The 16,162-nt window shown below is 68.9% G+C and carries 16 protein-coding genes and 2 pseudogenes; 9 read left to right on the top strand and 9 right to left on the bottom strand.

Translation table 11 applies throughout. The features are described 5' to 3' along the window. Nucleotides 1-49: 49 nt before the first annotated feature. The 3 genes and pseudogenes from AB0C02_RS12615 to AB0C02_RS12625 form a co-directional block, all read right to left on the bottom strand. Nucleotides 50-1,430, bottom strand: a pseudogene (locus AB0C02_RS12615) (MFS transporter). Nucleotides 1,431-1,528: 98 nt separating this feature from the next. Beyond that, entirely contained in the window at nucleotides 1,529-2,491 is a 963-nt protein-coding gene (locus tag AB0C02_RS12620) for a hypothetical protein (protein ID WP_357546864.1), read from the bottom strand. A gap of 25 nt (nucleotides 2,492-2,516) precedes the next feature. Then, the gene (locus AB0C02_RS12625) at nucleotides 2,517-2,957 is read right to left on the bottom strand and encodes a hypothetical protein (protein WP_357547736.1); all 441 of its coding nucleotides are present in this window, start codon (nucleotides 2,955-2,957) and stop codon (nucleotides 2,517-2,519) included. A 98-nt stretch (nucleotides 2,958-3,055) separates the two neighbouring features. On the opposite strand from AB0C02_RS12625, the pseudogene AB0C02_RS12630 reads away from it, so the two are divergent. The 4 genes and pseudogenes from AB0C02_RS12630 to AB0C02_RS12645 form a co-directional block, all read left to right on the top strand. Beyond that, nucleotides 3,056-3,781: pseudogene (locus tag AB0C02_RS12630) on the top strand (transcriptional regulator); the annotation flags it as partial. A 52-nt stretch (nucleotides 3,782-3,833) separates the two neighbouring features. Continuing rightward, on the top strand, nucleotides 3,834-5,048 hold the full coding sequence (locus tag AB0C02_RS12635; protein WP_357546871.1) for a helix-turn-helix transcriptional regulator: 1,215 nt from the start codon (nucleotides 3,834-3,836) through the stop codon (nucleotides 5,046-5,048). Between the two features lie 116 nt (nucleotides 5,049-5,164). Next, nucleotides 5,165-6,364, top strand: coding sequence for a helix-turn-helix domain-containing protein (locus AB0C02_RS12640; RefSeq protein WP_357546876.1), 1,200 nt, complete (start codon nucleotides 5,165-5,167; stop codon nucleotides 6,362-6,364). A gap of 2 nt (nucleotides 6,365-6,366) precedes the next feature. Further along, nucleotides 6,367-6,546: a hypothetical protein gene (locus tag AB0C02_RS12645; RefSeq protein WP_357546883.1), complete on the top strand. Its 180-nt coding sequence runs from the start codon at nucleotides 6,367-6,369 to the stop codon at nucleotides 6,544-6,546. A gap of 269 nt (nucleotides 6,547-6,815) precedes the next feature. Here the strand turns inward: AB0C02_RS12645 and AB0C02_RS12650 are convergent, their stop codons facing one another. Together AB0C02_RS12650 and AB0C02_RS12655 are read right to left on the bottom strand one after the other, a co-directional pair. Further along, nucleotides 6,816-7,385: a GNAT family protein gene (locus AB0C02_RS12650; protein WP_357546898.1), complete on the bottom strand. Its 570-nt coding sequence runs from the start codon at nucleotides 7,383-7,385 to the stop codon at nucleotides 6,816-6,818. A gap of 166 nt (nucleotides 7,386-7,551) precedes the next feature. Further along, entirely contained in the window at nucleotides 7,552-8,007 is a 456-nt protein-coding gene (locus AB0C02_RS12655; protein WP_357546908.1) for a MarR family transcriptional regulator, read from the bottom strand. Nucleotides 8,008-8,095: 88 nt separating this feature from the next. Here AB0C02_RS12655 and AB0C02_RS12660 point away from each other — a divergent pair, with 88 nt between their 5' ends. Together AB0C02_RS12660 and AB0C02_RS12665 are read left to right on the top strand one after the other, a co-directional pair. Continuing rightward, entirely contained in the window at nucleotides 8,096-8,494 is a 399-nt protein-coding gene (locus AB0C02_RS12660; protein ID WP_357546922.1) for a nuclear transport factor 2 family protein, read from the top strand. A gap of 31 nt (nucleotides 8,495-8,525) precedes the next feature. Further along, nucleotides 8,526-8,690: a hypothetical protein gene (locus tag AB0C02_RS12665; RefSeq protein WP_357546924.1), complete on the top strand. Its 165-nt coding sequence runs from the start codon at nucleotides 8,526-8,528 to the stop codon at nucleotides 8,688-8,690. Between the two features lie 71 nt (nucleotides 8,691-8,761). Here AB0C02_RS12665 and AB0C02_RS12670 read toward each other — a convergent pair whose 3' ends face one another. After that, nucleotides 8,762-9,577 (bottom strand): alpha/beta hydrolase, encoded by an 816-nt coding sequence (locus AB0C02_RS12670; RefSeq protein ID WP_357546932.1) that lies wholly within the window; start codon nucleotides 9,575-9,577, stop codon nucleotides 8,762-8,764. Between the two features lie 418 nt (nucleotides 9,578-9,995). Between AB0C02_RS12670 and AB0C02_RS12675 the strand changes: the two genes are divergently transcribed. Then, nucleotides 9,996-10,316: a hypothetical protein gene (locus tag AB0C02_RS12675; RefSeq protein ID WP_357546940.1), complete on the top strand. Its 321-nt coding sequence runs from the start codon at nucleotides 9,996-9,998 to the stop codon at nucleotides 10,314-10,316. 165 nt (nucleotides 10,317-10,481) lie between these two features. Here the strand turns inward: AB0C02_RS12675 and AB0C02_RS12680 are convergent, their stop codons facing one another. Beyond that, a complete protein-coding gene (locus AB0C02_RS12680) occupies nucleotides 10,482-11,102 on the bottom strand; it encodes a maleylpyruvate isomerase family mycothiol-dependent enzyme (RefSeq protein ID WP_357546941.1) in 621 nt (206 codons plus the stop codon). Nucleotides 11,103-11,760: 658 nt separating this feature from the next. Beyond that, complete coding sequence (locus AB0C02_RS12685) at nucleotides 11,761-12,615, bottom strand: sulfotransferase (protein WP_357546945.1); 855 nt, start codon at nucleotides 12,613-12,615, stop codon at nucleotides 11,761-11,763. 463 nt (nucleotides 12,616-13,078) lie between these two features. On the opposite strand from AB0C02_RS12685, the gene AB0C02_RS12690 reads away from it, so the two are divergent. Together AB0C02_RS12690 and AB0C02_RS12695 are read left to right on the top strand one after the other, a co-directional pair. Then, nucleotides 13,079-13,729: a carboxymuconolactone decarboxylase family protein gene (locus AB0C02_RS12690; RefSeq protein WP_357546956.1), complete on the top strand. Its 651-nt coding sequence runs from the start codon at nucleotides 13,079-13,081 to the stop codon at nucleotides 13,727-13,729. 160 nt (nucleotides 13,730-13,889) lie between these two features. Beyond that, entirely contained in the window at nucleotides 13,890-14,129 is a 240-nt protein-coding gene (locus tag AB0C02_RS12695; protein WP_357546966.1) for an SDR family NAD(P)-dependent oxidoreductase, read from the top strand. Here AB0C02_RS12695 and AB0C02_RS12700 read toward each other — a convergent pair. Beyond that, complete coding sequence (locus AB0C02_RS12700; RefSeq protein WP_357546974.1) at nucleotides 14,102-16,081, bottom strand: zinc ribbon domain-containing protein; 1,980 nt, start codon at nucleotides 16,079-16,081, stop codon at nucleotides 14,102-14,104. The genes AB0C02_RS12695 and AB0C02_RS12700 overlap by 28 nt on opposite strands. Nucleotides 16,082-16,162: the final 81 nt, after the last annotated feature.

Here is a 16,162-nt window from a genome sequence, read left to right on the forward strand (position 1 = left end):
CGCCCTCACCGTAGCCAGGAAGGCCCAATATTGTCTGGTAACCACCGATTCAGCGGTCTCGGGCCGGCGAAGCCAGGCAGAGCGCCACCACCAGATACGGCGCCAGGAGCACCGCGAAGGCCGTGGCGTTGCCGCCTGCGGTCGCGACAACGCCGTAGCCGGCGTAGACCGCGATGATGGTCAGGTCGGTGGCCATCCCCGCGACGGAGGTGACGGTCGCCCGGTTCGGCCCGGTGATCGTGGACTGCAGCCGGACGTCGGCGAGCACCGTGGCGAGTTGGAACGCGCCGAACGCGCCCCCGACGAGCGCGAACCCGGCCGGGTGGCGGAGCAGCGCGCCGGCCGCCAGGGCCACCGCCGCCAGCGCGAGCAGGGCCGCGTACCCGCGGTTGGTCAGCCGCTCCCCCAGCGGGGTCAGCAGACCGCCGAGGGTGGTACCCGCCCACACCGGCACGAGCAGCAGCGGCACGGTGTCGGCAGCGACGCCGGTGTCCCGGGCCAGCAGCGGCGCGTACTCCTCCAGCCCGCCCTAGATCGCGGCGACGGCCGGGACCAGCAACACCGCGGCCCGGACGGAGCGGTCGGCGCGGGCCTCGGCCAGGCCGAGGCGCAGACTCGCCAGCCACCCGGCGTCGTCGGGCCGGTCGTCCGCGCGGCGCGGGCCGACGGTCTCGTCCGGCCGATCGTCCTCGGAACGCTTGCCAGCTGTCTCGCCCGGCCGGTCGTCCTCGAAGTGCTTGCCGGCGGTCTCGTCCGGCCCGGCCGGGCCGGCGGCACCGACCCCGCGCAGCTCGGGGAACCGGGTCGCGACGAGCAGGCAGGCGGCGACGCTGGCCGCGCCGACCGCCCGGTAGCCGCCGAGCGCGAGGACCGGGCCGGCCAGCCCGATCGAGACGAGCACACCGAGCATCTCGGCGGTCCTCGCCCGCCCTATCGGGCGGGCGTACCGGCCGGCGGCGTCGAGCCGCTCAAGCTCGGTGAAGACCAGCGCCTCGATGGCACCCGAGCGCAGCGACCCGCCGGCACCCCAGAGCAGGAAGCCGACGGCGAACGCCGGGTAGGACGGGGCGAGCACCCAGAGGGCGAAGCCGGCGGCCGGCAGCAGCGGCGCCAGGCACAGCAGCAGCCGCCGGGAGACCGCGTCGGCCCAGGCGCCGGAGGGGATCTCCAGGAGGAGACCGGTGGCCGACCAGATGACGAACAGCGAGGAGATATGCCCGACCGAGAGGCCGGTGTCGGCGAAGAGCAGCGCGTACACCGGGTAGAGCAGGACGAGGTCGGTGAGGAACGCGTACGCGTAGAGCGTCGCGGCGAGGGGACGGACGACGGACGGGCGCGCGGAGACGAGGAGCATCGAGGCCTTCCACGGGGGACGAGACGGACACCGGTCGTACAGCGTCCGCGGCGGCCCACGGCCTCGGCCTACACAGTTAGATCAACATCGCCAGGTCATGCGTCGATGCTATCCGGCACCGGCCGCTCACGCCGGCCCCCAGATGTGAGCGGGGTGGGACCGCACCTCCAGCCTTCAGGTTGATGTCCGCTTTCGCGTCGTGGATCGGGTGTGCAAATCTGCGGCCGCGCCGAGGAAGCAGAGAAGGCCGACAAGACCGATCATCATCCGGGAGCCGGTCAGCGCCGAAGGCGGCCGGACCGCCACCACGCTGGCGAAGGCGGCGAGGAGAAACCATCCGGCGATCTTCGAGCGGGACGGTATTGGCTCGGGAGCACGCCGGCGTGCCGGGGTAGCGTCGGCATGTAGCTGTTGGAGATCTTCGTAGCCGGTGTGGCTGCCGATCGTCGAACGGGCGGCGGGATGCGCGGCGTAGTGAGCGACGGCGTCGACGATCAGGTCACGGTCGGTGCCCTCGAAGTAGATCCGGTCTCGGGGCGGCAGCAGGCCGGTGCGTCGGAGCAGCTCCGGATGGTTGTAGGTGAGCCGAACCTCGCCGCGAGCGTCAGCGGGTTGGAGCGGCTGGACGTCGGCCAGGGCATCCCAGGGAATCGTCAGTGTGCCGAAATAGCCATCCGAGCGGATGCCGTGCGGAGTCAGGATCACCCCGACTCCGCGCCAGAGGCCTGGCAGGTAGAGCACGATCGGCGCGGCAATCAGGGCAACCATCAACAGCCACCCAGGGTTGGCGGCGTGCTCGTGCCGCGCCGTCCACGAGCCCGCAAGAACGAAAACGGCGATCGCGCACAGGTGCGGCAGGGCCAAGCCCAGGAAGAAGGTGGGCCGCGGGGACCGAAACGCGCCGCCAGTGACCTCCAGACCGGTGGGAACAGCCCGCCTGGCGACCCGGACCACCAGCACCAGCACCACGAGAAGCACCACCATCGCGGCGAACATGCCCAGAATCAAGCCGGTCGGCTCCGTCGGCGACAGCGTGCCGACAACGACCACCGCTGCCAGGCCCAGCACCGCCAGCACGAAGATCGCACGGCGGTACCGGACCGCGACCATCCACCAGGCAAAGATCACGATGCCCACTGTAAGGCCGGCGCGCCTACTGGGGTCAGTCCAGACAGCGGATTCGGACCGCGACGTGCATCCACTGAGCACCGCCAGTGTCCCAGTCGATAACAGTCAACTCGGCGCGGTGATGGTCCGTGGAAACTGGGTGGCTTTCTCCCCCACCTAGGCATGTCGGATAAGTGCCATCTGAGTGAATCGTTCCCTCGACGCCCTGCCAGCTATCCGTGAGTACGGAGTAGACCGAGTCTCCATCGTCGGGCTTGCTGACGACGCCATCCGCCTCAAACGCGATCAGTCGCGTCTCCGCGTTCGACCACGTGACCGTCCCCGTCAACACCACCGCGGTCGCCGAATGCCGCTCACGGGACAACCCGACCCAATAGCCGCCGAGCCCAGCGATGACTGCGGCGATGACTGCGAGGGCTACTGAGGCCCGCGCATACCGAATCTTGGCCACAGCGGCAAGACGGCTCTCTTCCATGATCGGCACGAAAGCAGGGTAGGGCAGCGAGGCACGCAATGCGGCGACGCCCCCTCCCGGAATAACGCTCGGCCGCCGCTGCGGCCGTCACGTTGAGGTGGCAGTTGACGGTGCTGCGCGCGACGGTGCACATCGATCTTCTGCAACGTTCCGCCGCCGGCGCGCACCTGGCCGCCGCCGCGAAGCTCGCCGAGCACGGTGAGCATCCGGAGATTCGGGCGTGGTGCCTGGAGACGCAGGCGTGGGGATCGCTCACCCAGGGCGACTACCGGCGATCCATCGACCTTGCCCAGCAGGCCCAGCGAGTGGCCCCTCGGGGTAGCTCGCCGCACATCCAGGCGACCGCCCAGGAAGCACGGGTGTGGGCGCGGCTGGGTGACGTGCGCCGGACACGGGACGCGCTGGATCGCCTGGAGCGGTTGACCGCCAACCTGCCCGTGCCGGAGTGGGCCGAACACCACTACCGGTACGACCCGACGAAGGCGTTGGCGTACACGGCGACGACGCTGTCGTGGGCGGGAGACCCGGCCGCCGAGCAGGTCGCTCGCACTGCCCTGGCGGAGTTGGATCCGCGCGGTGACGGCGGCGACCGGCCACGCCGCTCCGCCTCCGCTCGTCTTGATCTCGCCATGGCGCTGGTGGCCGCCGACAAGCCGGACGAGGCCAGCGCGGTCGCCGTCGACGCGGTCCGTTCGGGCCGGGTCGCGTCATCGAACTGGTGGCGGGCGCGGGAGGTGCTCCGACGGGTGGAGCGGACCAGCACGGCAGCGGCGTCGACATTGCGCGAGGTGTACGAAAGCGCAGGCTCTTTCCCAGTCCATTAGCCGCGCGTACCGTGGGGTACACGATGTACCCCGACCGGGCGAGGTGTCTTCCGTGACCAGCCAACAGCAGCCCACTCCAGGTCAGCGTGTCGAGCGGCTCCGCCGGGCCGCCGGCCTCTCCCGCGAGCGCCTCGCCGGTATGAGCGGGCTGTCGCCGACCACGGTGAAGTTCATCGAGAACGGCCGCCGGTCGTTGACCCTGCGGGCCGCCCAGCAGTTGGCGCCGCATCTCGGGGTCCGCGATCTCGGTGATCTGTTCGGCCCGTCCGTCGCGCTGTCCCTCGATGGTCGGGCCAGTCATCCCGCCGTCCACGATGTCCGCCGCGCGTTGACCGCCTGGCACATCACAGTCGACGGCGAACCGGAGAGCACCGACTACCTGCGCGGCGCGGTCGACTCGGCCTGGCAGACCTGGCACACGTCCCGACACCAGCGGACGGCTGCCGGCGACATCCTGCCCGGTCTGCTCGACGCCACCCAGCGGGCGGCTCGGCTGCACACCGGCGACGATCGGCGGGCGAGCCTCGCCCTGCTCGCGCAGGTGTACCACCTCGCGCAGGCATACCTGGCGTGGCACGGCGACCGGGAGTTGGTGTGGCTGACCGTTGATCGCGGGATGACCGCCGCCCTGGACGCGGACGATCCGCTGGCTATCGCCCAGGCAAGCTGGTACGTCGCGCATCTGCTGCGCTCGGTTGGCCGCGCCGATGAGGCGTTGGAGCGGCTTCGGGAGGCGCGCGGGCTGATCGAGCCGCGGGTCGCGGATGGCGGTACCGAGTGGGCGGAGATGTTGGCCGATCTGCATCTGTGCGTGGCGCTGACCCGTGCCCGTAGCGGTGACCAGGGCGCGTGGTCGGATTGGGACGCCGCCCGGACGGTGGTCGACCGGGCGTTGCCCGACGGCTTCGTGGGCCTGCGGACCCGGGTGTCCCGGCCGCTGGTCAAGGTGTACGCGGTCATGTGCGCGGTGGACCTTGGCGACCCGGACGAGGCGCAGCGTCGTGCTCATGCCCTGGACCCGGCGTCGATCCCGTCGACGGAGCGCCGGGGTCGGCACTACGTGGAGCTGGCCCGTTCGGCCGACCTGGAGGGTGCACGGGAGGCGACGCTTCACCTGCTCGCGCGAGCCGAGGCGACGTCACCGGAAACGGTCCGGTATTCGCCAGTGGCGCAGGACATGGTCACCCGGCTGTGCCGCGAGGCACCGGCGGCGATACGCGCCGAGGCAGTCGACCTCGCACGTCGAATCGGTGCCACCGACCTGTAGGTACACCCCGTCACCGGGTACGTCGCGTACCCCATCTCCGGATGGGCGCTGCTTAGCGTGATCGGATGATGACGGCAGGAAAGACTACTCGGGCGTTGCCCGACCGGGGTGGCGTCGTGGGTAGTGAGCTGCTGCCGATCGGTCGGCGGGTGGCCTACTGGCGGGGTCGGCGGAAGATGTCACAGCAGGTGTTCGCCGACCGGCTCGGCAAGTCAAAGAGCTGGGTCGACAAGATCGAGCGTGGCGCCCGGTCTCTCGACAAGGTGTCCACCATCCAGGACATCTCCAATGTCCTACGGATCGACCGGGCGGTGTTGTTGGGCCGGGACGCCCAACTCTCCGCCGTACACGAACGGGCCGAGGGCGTGGACCGCGTCCGGGCGGCCCTGTCGAGGTACGAGATGGCCCTGGACCGGCAGGTGCCCCGCCGGGAAGTGCCGCCCGTCGTTCAGGTGGCCCGCAACGTCGAACACGCGTGGATCACCTACCAGCATGCCCGGTACCCGCAGCTGATCGACGGGCTGCCGGAGTTACTGATCGGGGCGCAACGCAGATACGCCCACGAGCCGCAGCCGGGGCGGGCGCCGCTGGTCGAGGCGTACCGGATAGCCGCCTCGCTGCTGGTGAAACTCGGTGCGGCCGAGCTGGCCTGGCTGGCCGCCGACAGGGCGATGACCGTCGCGACCGGTGATCCGGTGCTGGTGGCCGCCGCAGCTGTGCAGCTCGGGCAGGTGCTCCGTGCCACCGGCCGGACGCGCTCGGCGGCGCCGACAATGCGGGCCGCCGCGTACCGGATCGCCCCGCCGGACCTCGACGGCGGTCACGCGTCGCGCCTGTCGTTGTGCGGCACCCTGCTCGTCCAGGCCGCGCTGGCGGCGGCCCGGCACGGGGACGACCACGCCACCGCCGACCTGCTCGACGAGGCCGCCGACCTGGCCGCCCAGGTGGGCGACGGCCACGACCACCACCGGACCGGATTCGGCCCGACCTCGGTCGCGGCGGCCCGGGTCGTGGCGGCACTGGAGTTGGGCGACGCGGGCGAGGCGGTCGCCTGGCACGAGAAGACCGTCGGACGCGAAGGCTGGCGGTGGCTGCCCCCCGAGCATCGCGGCGCGCACCTGGTCGACGCTGCCCGCGCCTACCTCCAGGCCGGCGACCCGGCCAACGCCGGCCGCGTCCTGCTCGACGCCGACCGCACCGCACCAGCCGAGGTACGACACCGACCCGCGGCCCGCGAGGTGCTCGCCGAGGTGACGCGGCACCCGGACGCCCCGGCGACGATCGTCCAGCTCGCCGCCGCCCTCGGGGTGTTCTGAGCATGACCGCGCCGTTCCTGTCCCTGGCCCAGATCCTCAACCGGCTGGCCCTCACCACCCGTTGGATCCTCCGTGACCACCGACCCACGCCCGAGGGCATCTGCCCGATCTGCCGGACACCGGACTGCGCGGTGGCCACCGCTGCCCGCCACATCCTCGACACGATCAAACGGATGCGCTGAAGCGGTCCCGCGCCGCAGCGAGGTACCGCAGACATGCCGACCAAGCCGGACCAGAACGAGAATCCACAAGCCGAAAAGCCTCGAACGATAACCAATCCTGCCGGATCGCCGGCGATGCTGGCCGAGAGCCAGCAGACGCCAAGACGCAGCCAGGTGACACTCGGCACCGCGCATTATCTGTGGCAGATGCGGACGTCGCGCCGTACGGTTGGAGGCCGGCTACGGCTCGGCAGGATCGCGAGACCCGACGGAAAACCTCAGTTCAGGGTTCAATCTGGGCTGTGCATGGCGTGCCATTCGCGTGCGAGCATCGCGTACTGGTAGCCGTCGACCCAGCCCAGCGCGGCATGCCACGAGTCCTCGATTCCGTGTTGCTCACGCCGCATCCCCGTCTTCTCGAGCACCCGCGCAGAGGCAGGATTGTCGGCGTTACAGCTTGCGGTGACACGCCGAAGTCCCAGGCGGTCGAACGCCGCCGCGAGAAGGCCGCGGGCGAGATCACTCGCCACGCCCTTCCCCGTGGAGCCCGGCTCGACGATGTATCCGATGACCCCTTCTGTGCGCTTCGGCATCCCAGGCTGGCCCATGCCGTCTATGACATTGAGGAAGCCCATCGCGACAACAGTCCCGTCGACCTCGGCAACGCAGGAGAAGTCGGTATCACTGGTTGGCACAGCCAGCCACTCCTGGCGGAACGTCCCCGGATCGACACTCGTGCGGAGCATGAACCGGTTGACCGCGGGATCGTTGCGGAAGGACAGCAGCTGCTCGATGTCGCTCTCGCGCGCTTCCCGAAGATGGAGAAGACCGACGCGCATCGGCCAGGGGCTAGACACCATCACGGCACCCTGTCAGTCGATCGTGGGGAACGAAAAACGGTTTACTGCTCATCGGCACGTCCGGACGGCAACCGTTGACAACCTCAAGATCGCGCGGAACGCAGGAGTCCCGACGCGGCGTTGAGCGGCGTGTGACGCGGATGGCGGCTCAGCCGGCCGGTACAGGTCAGCTCGGCGTCTGCTCTGCGGGACGGCCCAGCTCGACGATGGTCCGCAGCGTAGCGCTGAACTGGTCGTACCGTTTCTGGCCGATCGCCTGCGCCCACCGCCGGCCGACGTCGCGGCTCAGTTGGGATCCGGTTCGAAAGAGGCGCCAGCCCCGGTCGGTGTACCGGATGACGCGGGCCCTGCCGTCGGACGGGTCGCGGTCCAGCCGGACGTAGTTGAGCTTCTCGAGGTCGCGGAGGAGGTCGTTGGTCGCCTGCTTGCTGAGCCGCAGTTGTGCGGCAAGCTCGGTGGGGCGCATTCCGTCGATGGGTGGGTAGCGCAGCAACGGTCGGTGGACCTCGCGCAGGTCGTCGAAGCCGGCGGCGTGGAGCTGCCCGTACACCTCGACGTGCAGCGCCTCCCATGCCATGCGCAGCAGCGCGCCGATCTGCGGCTCGTCCTCGGGGCGTTTCATGATGCTTGACAGTCTAGTACGGTCAACCGTACTTTTTTTAGTACGGCTGACCGTACTATTGGAGGAACGCATGACCTCGCGACACGAGATGGAGCAGTTGATCGAACAGCACCTCGACGCGGAGAAGGCAGGGGACTCCGCCGCAACGGTGGCTGTCTACACCGACGACATCGAGCACGATGTGGTCGGCTGGCCGACCGGACCGGTCACCGGACCGGCGGCGGCGAAGACCTTCTACGACCAGTTGATCGCCGCGTTCGTCAACGAGGACATGACCGCGACGCGGACTCTGTACGGCGAGGACTTCTGCGTCATCGAACACCGCGCGACCGGCCGTTTCCCCAACGGCTTCCTGGGTGCGCCGGGCCGCGACGAATCGCTGGTGTTCCGCATGCTGCACGTGTTCGAATTCCGCGACGGCGCGATCAGCCGGGAGAACGTCTGGCTCGATGGAGGGGCCATCGTCGCGCAGCTCACCCGAGCATGAGGCACGCGGCGGTCCACACCGAGGCTCCGCCGTGGCGGGGTCTGGGGCGCTGTGGCGGCGGTTCGCGGCGGACGACGACCCGAATGAGGAGCAGGGCCAGGTCTTCCAGTCGGTACTCCTGGCCCAGCCGGGCTACGACGATACGCCCGCAGAGGCAGCGGCACAGCTGGTCGCTGGCGGAGAACCCGGTTACTGATCCGTCCGGCCCGCGCCCTGAACCGGCTACCACCCACGCGGGCACCCCATCTGGCCGCGGACCTTGCCCGATCAGGCCCCGAGGAAACCGTCGGTCACACGCTCGAACTCGTCGGAGTGTGTCCAGATCAGCGCGTGGTCAGCATCATCGATGATGGCCAGCTGGGAACCAGCGATGCCGTCGTGGAGCATCCTCGCGTGGTGGATCGGCACCGCTTGATCGTTCGAAGCGGCGATGACGAGCGTCGGACATGCGATCTCCGCCAGCCGGCGCCTGCTGTCGAACGCCATCGTCTGCTTCCAGACGGACACCATCAACGTGCGGTCCTGGTCGGCCATGATGGCGGCGAGCCAGTCGGCACGTTCCTTGCCGAGCTGCGGCGACGCCTGTGAGACGACCACCTTGGCCGACCGCCGCATGCCGAGGACCTGCAGCATCAGCGGCAGGAGGTATCCCTCCACCTTCTCGCGACAGGTCGCCATGTTGAACGCGAAGGTGCAAGCGAGCACAAGACGGTCGCATCGACGGGGGAAATCGAGGATCAGCTGTTGAGCGATTGCACCTCCGTGGGAGTAGCCGAGCACGGTGGTGGAGTCGATGCCCAGATGGTCGAGCAATTGTGATAGGTCAAGTGCAAGCTGCGTCGCCGCGTACGGTGGCGGAAGTCCCCGACTCCGCCCGTGGCCGCGCAGGTCGGGCACGATCACGCGATGCCGGATGGCGAAGTGCTCTATCACCGGCTCGAACATCTCGCCGGTGACCATCAACCCATGCACGAGCAGGAGGGGCGGCCCCGATCCACGCTCGGTGAAGTAGAGGGGCTCAGCAGGTGATCGTGCAGAGCTCATGGCTGTCGTACGGCCTCCCGCGCATCTTTGGATCCCCATCACTGCCCCGGGCCCACGTGGCCTCGGTGACAGGGAACCTGTTCGATCGGATTGGTTTATTCACTGTCAATCTATGGGATCCCGATACCGGGCGAACGTACGCTCATCGGCACGACCGCGCGCCGAGGCCCACCGCATATCCGTGACGTACCGTAACGCCCGGTCGCTACCGAAAGGTGCCGCGCACGAAGGATTGCACAGCCAGTAGCGACCGGTGGCTGCGGGCACCGAGCCGACGGCAAGAACCCACACATCGCACTGCGTGCCTATAACGTGAAACCTGCCACCCTCAGCTTCGAACAGGCCGCCGCCGTCCGCGACGCCGCACGGGTACGCCCCGGCCAGCGGGTCCTGGTGATCAGCGCCGGCGGCGGGGTCGGCTCGTGCGCCGTCCAGCTCGCCAAGGTCGCCAGCGCACATGTCACCGGCCTCGGCGGGCCCGCCAAGCTCGACCTGGTACACGGACTCGGCGCCAACGAGGTGGTCGACAACTCGCACCGACCTCCCCGAACACCGTTACGACGCCGTCGTCGACACCGCCGACACCCGGCCGCTGTCCCGGCTGCGCCGGGTGCTGTCGCCGAAGGGCATCCTCGTCCTCATCGACGGCGAGGCGCGCGGCGGGAAGTGGTCGCAGGGCTTCGACCGAAAGCTCCGGGCACTGGCCCTGTCACCACTTCGGGTAGCGGCTGGTGACGCTGGTGACGAAGGTGAGCACGGAGAACCCTGGTGGCGCTGACCGGGCTCATCGAGGCCGGCCAGGTCGCCCCGGTCGTCCACCGGACCTGGCCGGCCTCCCCGACGCAATCCGCCACCTCAGGGGCGGCCATGCCACCGGGAAGCGGTCATCATCGTCTGGCCTCCCGCCCCGCGCCGGCGTCTCTGCCGCCCGCCGGCCGCGTGGTCAGTCGCGCTCGCGGAGAACGGCCACACCCTCACCCGTGAGGTCGCCGAGTGCGGCCTTGCGGCCAGTCATGGCCATCAGCAGCGCGATGATAGGTCCGCTGACCTCGGGGCCGCTGCCGTTTTGCCAGTCTGTGTCGGTGGCTCGCAGGCTGACGCCGGCGATCCGGTTCTTCGCGCCGATGAGCAGGTTGCTGTTCTTGTAGAAGTCGGCCACCGCCACCACGTGCTCGACCGGGTGGTGGTGGTACCCGCCGAGGGCGCGGAAGATGTCCTCGCCGTGCACGATCGTCTCGCCGAGCCAGGACAGGGTCGGGCCAGGCGGTGCCGTGCGCTTATCGACGCGCGAGCGCAGCAGGTCCACCAGCTCGGCGTTGCTCCTGCCCGCGGTGACCTGGGCGATGTCCTTGCGGACCATGTTCTGGAAGTTGAAGCCGTTACCGATCAGCTTGGCGAAGAATTTCGGCGGCGTCATCGTCGCGGTGGCAACGAGGTGCCCGACGGTCTCCCGTACCGTCCAGGTCGTGCACAACGACGGCTTGTCCCAGTCGTTGTCGGAAAGCTTGTCCAGCGCGTCGACCAGTGCCGTACGCTCGACCTTGATCATCTGCCAGGTGTCCATGCTTTTCCAATCCTCTGATCTTCGCCGCTGGTGTAGCAGACCACAGCCACCGCCGCCTTCAGGCGAAACACCCAATGTCCGCCATCCGCGGGTCGTGGGTGGCGGCGATCGGCCTAACCAGGTCGCGCGTCATTGGAGCAGCAGGGTCTGACGCTTCCGCTACACCGCGGACCGTCGGTTCGCGTTCCCGCCCGCGCGTGTTCGAGCATGCGCACCTTGACCACGTCGTGCGGCCGCTGACCGCTGCCACGGTTTCCTGACCTGGGGAAACGAGAAGCCGCAGGTCGTGGTGGGTGCAGTTGAGTGCCGTTCGATGCCGTTGGGCGCGGTTCAGGGCCGTTCGGCGCACCCGACTGCTCCCCACGTTGTTCCCCGATCCCCGGTGGTCGACCGCGCCGTCTGCCGACGCCCTGGCGCGTCGCTTCGGCGCGTTTTCCAAGGAACAGCATCGAGGCCGACGTTCACTCAGCGTGACCGGTGTGCTGAGACGGCGCTCGCACGGTCGGCGGCAGAAGCGTGCACCCGCCCATGAACGCGGGCTCAAGAGACGGCCGGAAAGTTAGGAACGGGTGGTCTGCGATGCGGTTCGGCTGAAGCAGCGTTTACCGGGCGTTCGAGGGACGCGACGCAGCGTTGTCAAGCTGGAGAGCCAGAGCCGTCACGCATATCCCATGGCCGGGATGACCTTGCCGAGTGCTTCTTCGATGAACTCGCGGGTTTCGTCGTCGAATTGGTCGTTGCGGTTCGTCAGCTTGTGCGGCTGAAAAGTTGAAGGGGTGGCGAAGTCGTCGACGTTGAGCCGTTCGAACAGGGCGCGGCGCTGCCCGGGCCAGTCGGCTGCGAGATCTTCTGCTTTCACCTCGATGTATCGCCTGCCCGTCAGGTCGACCGTGTTCTTCCAGGTGAGCCATCGGTGGTAGACCGGCTTGAGGTAGGCGAGCGCGCCGTCGACGGTGGGCGGTGCCCATGGCTGGGCCAGGTGGGATGCGAGCACTGAGACCGGGTGACGCTTGATGTGCACGATGGTCGCTTCGGGGACCAGTTCCCAGAGGAACTCCATGCACAGCAGGTTGAACGGTGTCTTCTCGCACCAGGTCGGCTTGCCCGCGTCGGCGGCTGCTCCGCCGAACATGGTGTCGATCAGGCCCCGCAGAATTCCGAGCAGTTCGCCCCGGTCGCTGAAATACCTGGGAAGTACCCGCCGGCGGCTCAGCGGCTCGAACGGCCCGGCAGGCCGGTCGGCGTTCCCGAAGCCTTCCGCGGGCGCAGGTTCGTCGTATGTGTACGCGATCAACTGCGGCCAGAGCTGTTGCACCGCGTCCCGGTAGCGCCGCTCGCCGACCAGCTCGGGAACGGTCTTGCCGCGATCGTCGCGCCGGCCGGGCACTCGTACGGTGAGGAAGTCGCTCAGCCGGTGCAGGGCGTCCTCACCGACGGTGGGGTCGTATCGATCGGTGAGCGCGTCGGCCAGGTCCCGCAGGCCACCCGGGTCGATGAGAAACCGGGTCTCCATGGGAATCCGATGGATCAGCGGATGTTCGCCGATGATGTCGGCGATCCGTGACGTTCCCGAACGACCCGTACCCGCAACGAAGATCGGTGAGGGGAAAGGCATGGCGAGCAGTCAAACTCTCAGCCCGGCGCCTGTGCAAGCCATTTATCTCCTTCACCCGCTGCTACGGGCCGGACCCGCGCCCGCCGCGCCGAGTGCGTGGACGGCCGCCTCCAACAAGCGAGCAACGAATTGTCGAAGCTTCCCAACGCGCCGCATCCCTCACACTGATGCACTGATCTCGGCAGGTCCGGACGCTCCGGAATCGCGTTCGCCCGAATGATCATCACTGACCGTAACGAGCGGTCCGCGGCAGTTGAGCATGCCGGCGGGGAGGGCGACCATCATGGTGTGCCGATCGCACGCCGTGACCAGAACCATCTGGGCGTGTCGGGCAGAGACCCACGACTCGCGGGAGAAGAATGTGACTACCGAGCTGTCGTTGATCGGTCTTTTGCGCGGTCGCTGGGTGCAGCACACTGACCCCATGAACCGTCCGACCACGTTCCTCGCCGATCCGCCGCAAAGCCCGGCGGTGACTGACGCCTACGAGGGCGATCTCGCCTCCGACGGCTACGTCAACAACCTCACCCGTGTCTGGTGCTGGCGTCCTGATGTGCTGGCGTCCTTCCAGGCCTTGCGTGCTGATCTCATGGCCGATTCAGGCCTGTCGCCAAGGGAAGTAGCCGTGATGGTCGCCGCCACCGCCGCTGCCCGCGGCGACGCTTACTGTGCACTGGCATGGGGTTCCAGGCTGGCCAAACTCAGCGACGAGGCGACCGCCGCAAGGGTGCTGCAAGGCGTTGACAGCGACCTGTCCGGACGGGAGGCCGCACTGGCCGGTTGGTCTCGTCAGGTCGTCCAGGATCCGAATGCCACGACCGAGGTCCACGTGGAGCGCTTACGCGACGCGGGTCTCAATGACCAGGAAATCTTCGAGGCGACGACTTTCATCGCGTTCCGGCTGGCGTTCTCCACCATCAACGACGCGCTGGGAGCACGGCCAGATCCGCAGCTTGCTGAGAAGGCACCTCGACTCGTCCGGGAAGCCGTCACCTACGGCCGCCACGTCTAGGCGCACACAACCTTGGCCCCCACCGACAGCGGCGCCGTGTGACGCTCGCGTTGTCAGCGGCATGTCCGTGCACGTCTGCTGACGGCGTCGGGCCACACCTGGTACCCGAGGCGCCGCCGTGGAGAAGATGGCGCTGCGGCAGGTACGTCCGGGAGGGCCAATGACCACCATGTCCGGCAAGGTGTGCCTGGTGACCGGCGGGACCAGCGGGATTGGGCGGGAGACGGCGGCCCGGCTGGCCGAGATGGGGGCCACCGTGGTCGTCGTCGGGCGCGACGCCGAGCGAGGGCGAGCGGCCGTCAAGGAGATCCGGCATCGAGCGCCCAGCGCCGAGGTGGACCTCCTGACGGCCGACATGTCGAGCGTCTCTGTTCAGCTTAGCGATCCTGTGTCGGAGTAGGTTTCCGGGATCGTTTCCCACCTGGGTGGAGTGGCGTGGGCGTGGAGATGGAATCCTGCGCCCAGCGCTGCTCCGCGTGGCTGGTGGCCGGTGGTGGGTGTGCTGATCGTGGTCACGTTCTGGTGCCGGTGGGCTGCGCGGGGCAGCCGCCGGTCCGTTGGTGCGTGTCCCTCCGGACGCTTGCCCACCCGGCCATGAGGCGGCCGGGTGGGGGAGGGTGCCCTGCGTCGCCTGGGCGCGGGGCGTGATGGCTTGCGCACGGTGGGGCCGGTCTTCGACCGGTCCACCCGGCTGATCTTGGAAACGGTGGGGGTGACGACGGCTGCGACTTCGAGCTGGTCCACGACCGACCGGATCACCATGGCACCGCTGGTCTTGTCGGTGACGGTCTTGGCTTGGTGGGTCAGGCCCCGGGCGGCGATACGCCGCCATGCCCCGTGGTCACGGTCGCCCTGCCAACCACAGCCGTCCGTGTTGGGGCAGACGGCCCACTTCCAGCCCGCCACGCTCGGCTTGTCCGGGGCCTTACGGTGCTGTAGTGGAGTGAGGCAGTGGGGGCAGTGTTTGGAGGTGTTGCGGGCGGGGACGGTGACCACGGCGATGCCCTGCTCGGCGGCGAGGTGCCGGATGCGGTCGGCGATCTTCCCGCGGACCTGTTGGGACAGGCGCGTGTTCATGGTGTGGCCCATGCCCCGGGCTTCCATAGACCGGAGGTCTTCCAGGTAGATGACGGTTGCGGTGGCGGCGATGGCCTGGTCGACGGTCCAGCGGGCGGCGGCCCAGGCGAGGGCGTCGTTGAGGTTCGTGCGGCGGGCGGACACGTGCTGGATCTCGTCGCGCAGGAGCGCGTGTTTGCCGGCGAGGGTGTGCTGCTGGTCGCCGCCGATGAGCCGCTGGTAGTGGTCGGCTTTGGTGTGCAGCCGCTCGCTCTGTCGGCGCAGCCGGTGTTGTTTGGCCAGGACACCGGCGGCCCGGAACTGGCCACCGGACCCTGACGCGGTGATCCGCCCGTCGGGCCCGAGGCGGACGGTTCCGGCGGACAGCAGGGTGTTCAACCCCCAGTCCACACCCAACGCCACCTCGTGCCCCGCGCGGCGGGCCTTCGGCACCGGATGCGAGTACGCCATGTCGGCGTGCACCTTGCCGCCGGCCACGCGCAAGGTGGGCAGGTGCAGCACCGCCGAGGCGGGAACCGTGGGTGGCAGGCTGATCGGGCAGGCCACCCACGTCCAGTCCCGATACGAACGCGGATCCGCCCGGGTCGGCAACTGCAGGCGCAGCAGCACCCTGCCCGGGTCCGTCTCGGAACGTTCGATCGTGGCCTGCTGCCGGTCACACGCGGCCAACAACAACATCCGCGCAACCCTCGGCACGCCTTCCAACTCGAACACATCCACCGGCAAACGACCATTAGCGGCCAGGAACGCGGCGGCCTGCCGGGTACGACCCTTAATCACGCTCGACGCCAGACCCTCCCCGCCAGGGATCGAGGCACGCACCCGCTCCCACTCCACCGGGACGCGCCGACGCGGGTCGGCCGGCCACGTCGACAGGACCCCGGCGGTCAGGTCAGCACGCCACTTCACCGACCGCAGAACACGCCCCGCCTGCTCCTGAACCATCCGCACGACCCGGTCATTGACCCGCACACCCACCGGAACGGTCGCCGACCAGCCCAGACGACGCAACGCCATCCACGCATTCGACGGCAACCTCCGACCACCGGCATCCACACCCGAGGCCAGCACATCAACATCAGCCGCGTTCCAGTGCCCGGCCAGCAGGGCGCCCACCATGCCCGCCACCAGATCAGCACACCAACCGACCCGCTCGGCAAGCACCGCCCGGGACACGACCTCCCCGGACGCCTCGTCCAGCCCCGTTCGCAGCAACGCACGAGCACACGCGGTCCGTACCGCCTCGCCTTCAGCCAACGCCAACTTCCGGCTCACCCGCCACCGTCCTGGCACCGCCCGGACTTGAATAGCAGACAAGCCCGGTTCTCCGCCGACCGCATCCCAAACAAACGCCCA

Source organism: Micromonospora sp. NPDC048999 (genome assembly GCF_040649295.1).
In the GTDB taxonomy this organism is placed as follows: Bacteria; Actinomycetota; Actinomycetes; order Mycobacteriales; family Micromonosporaceae; genus Micromonospora.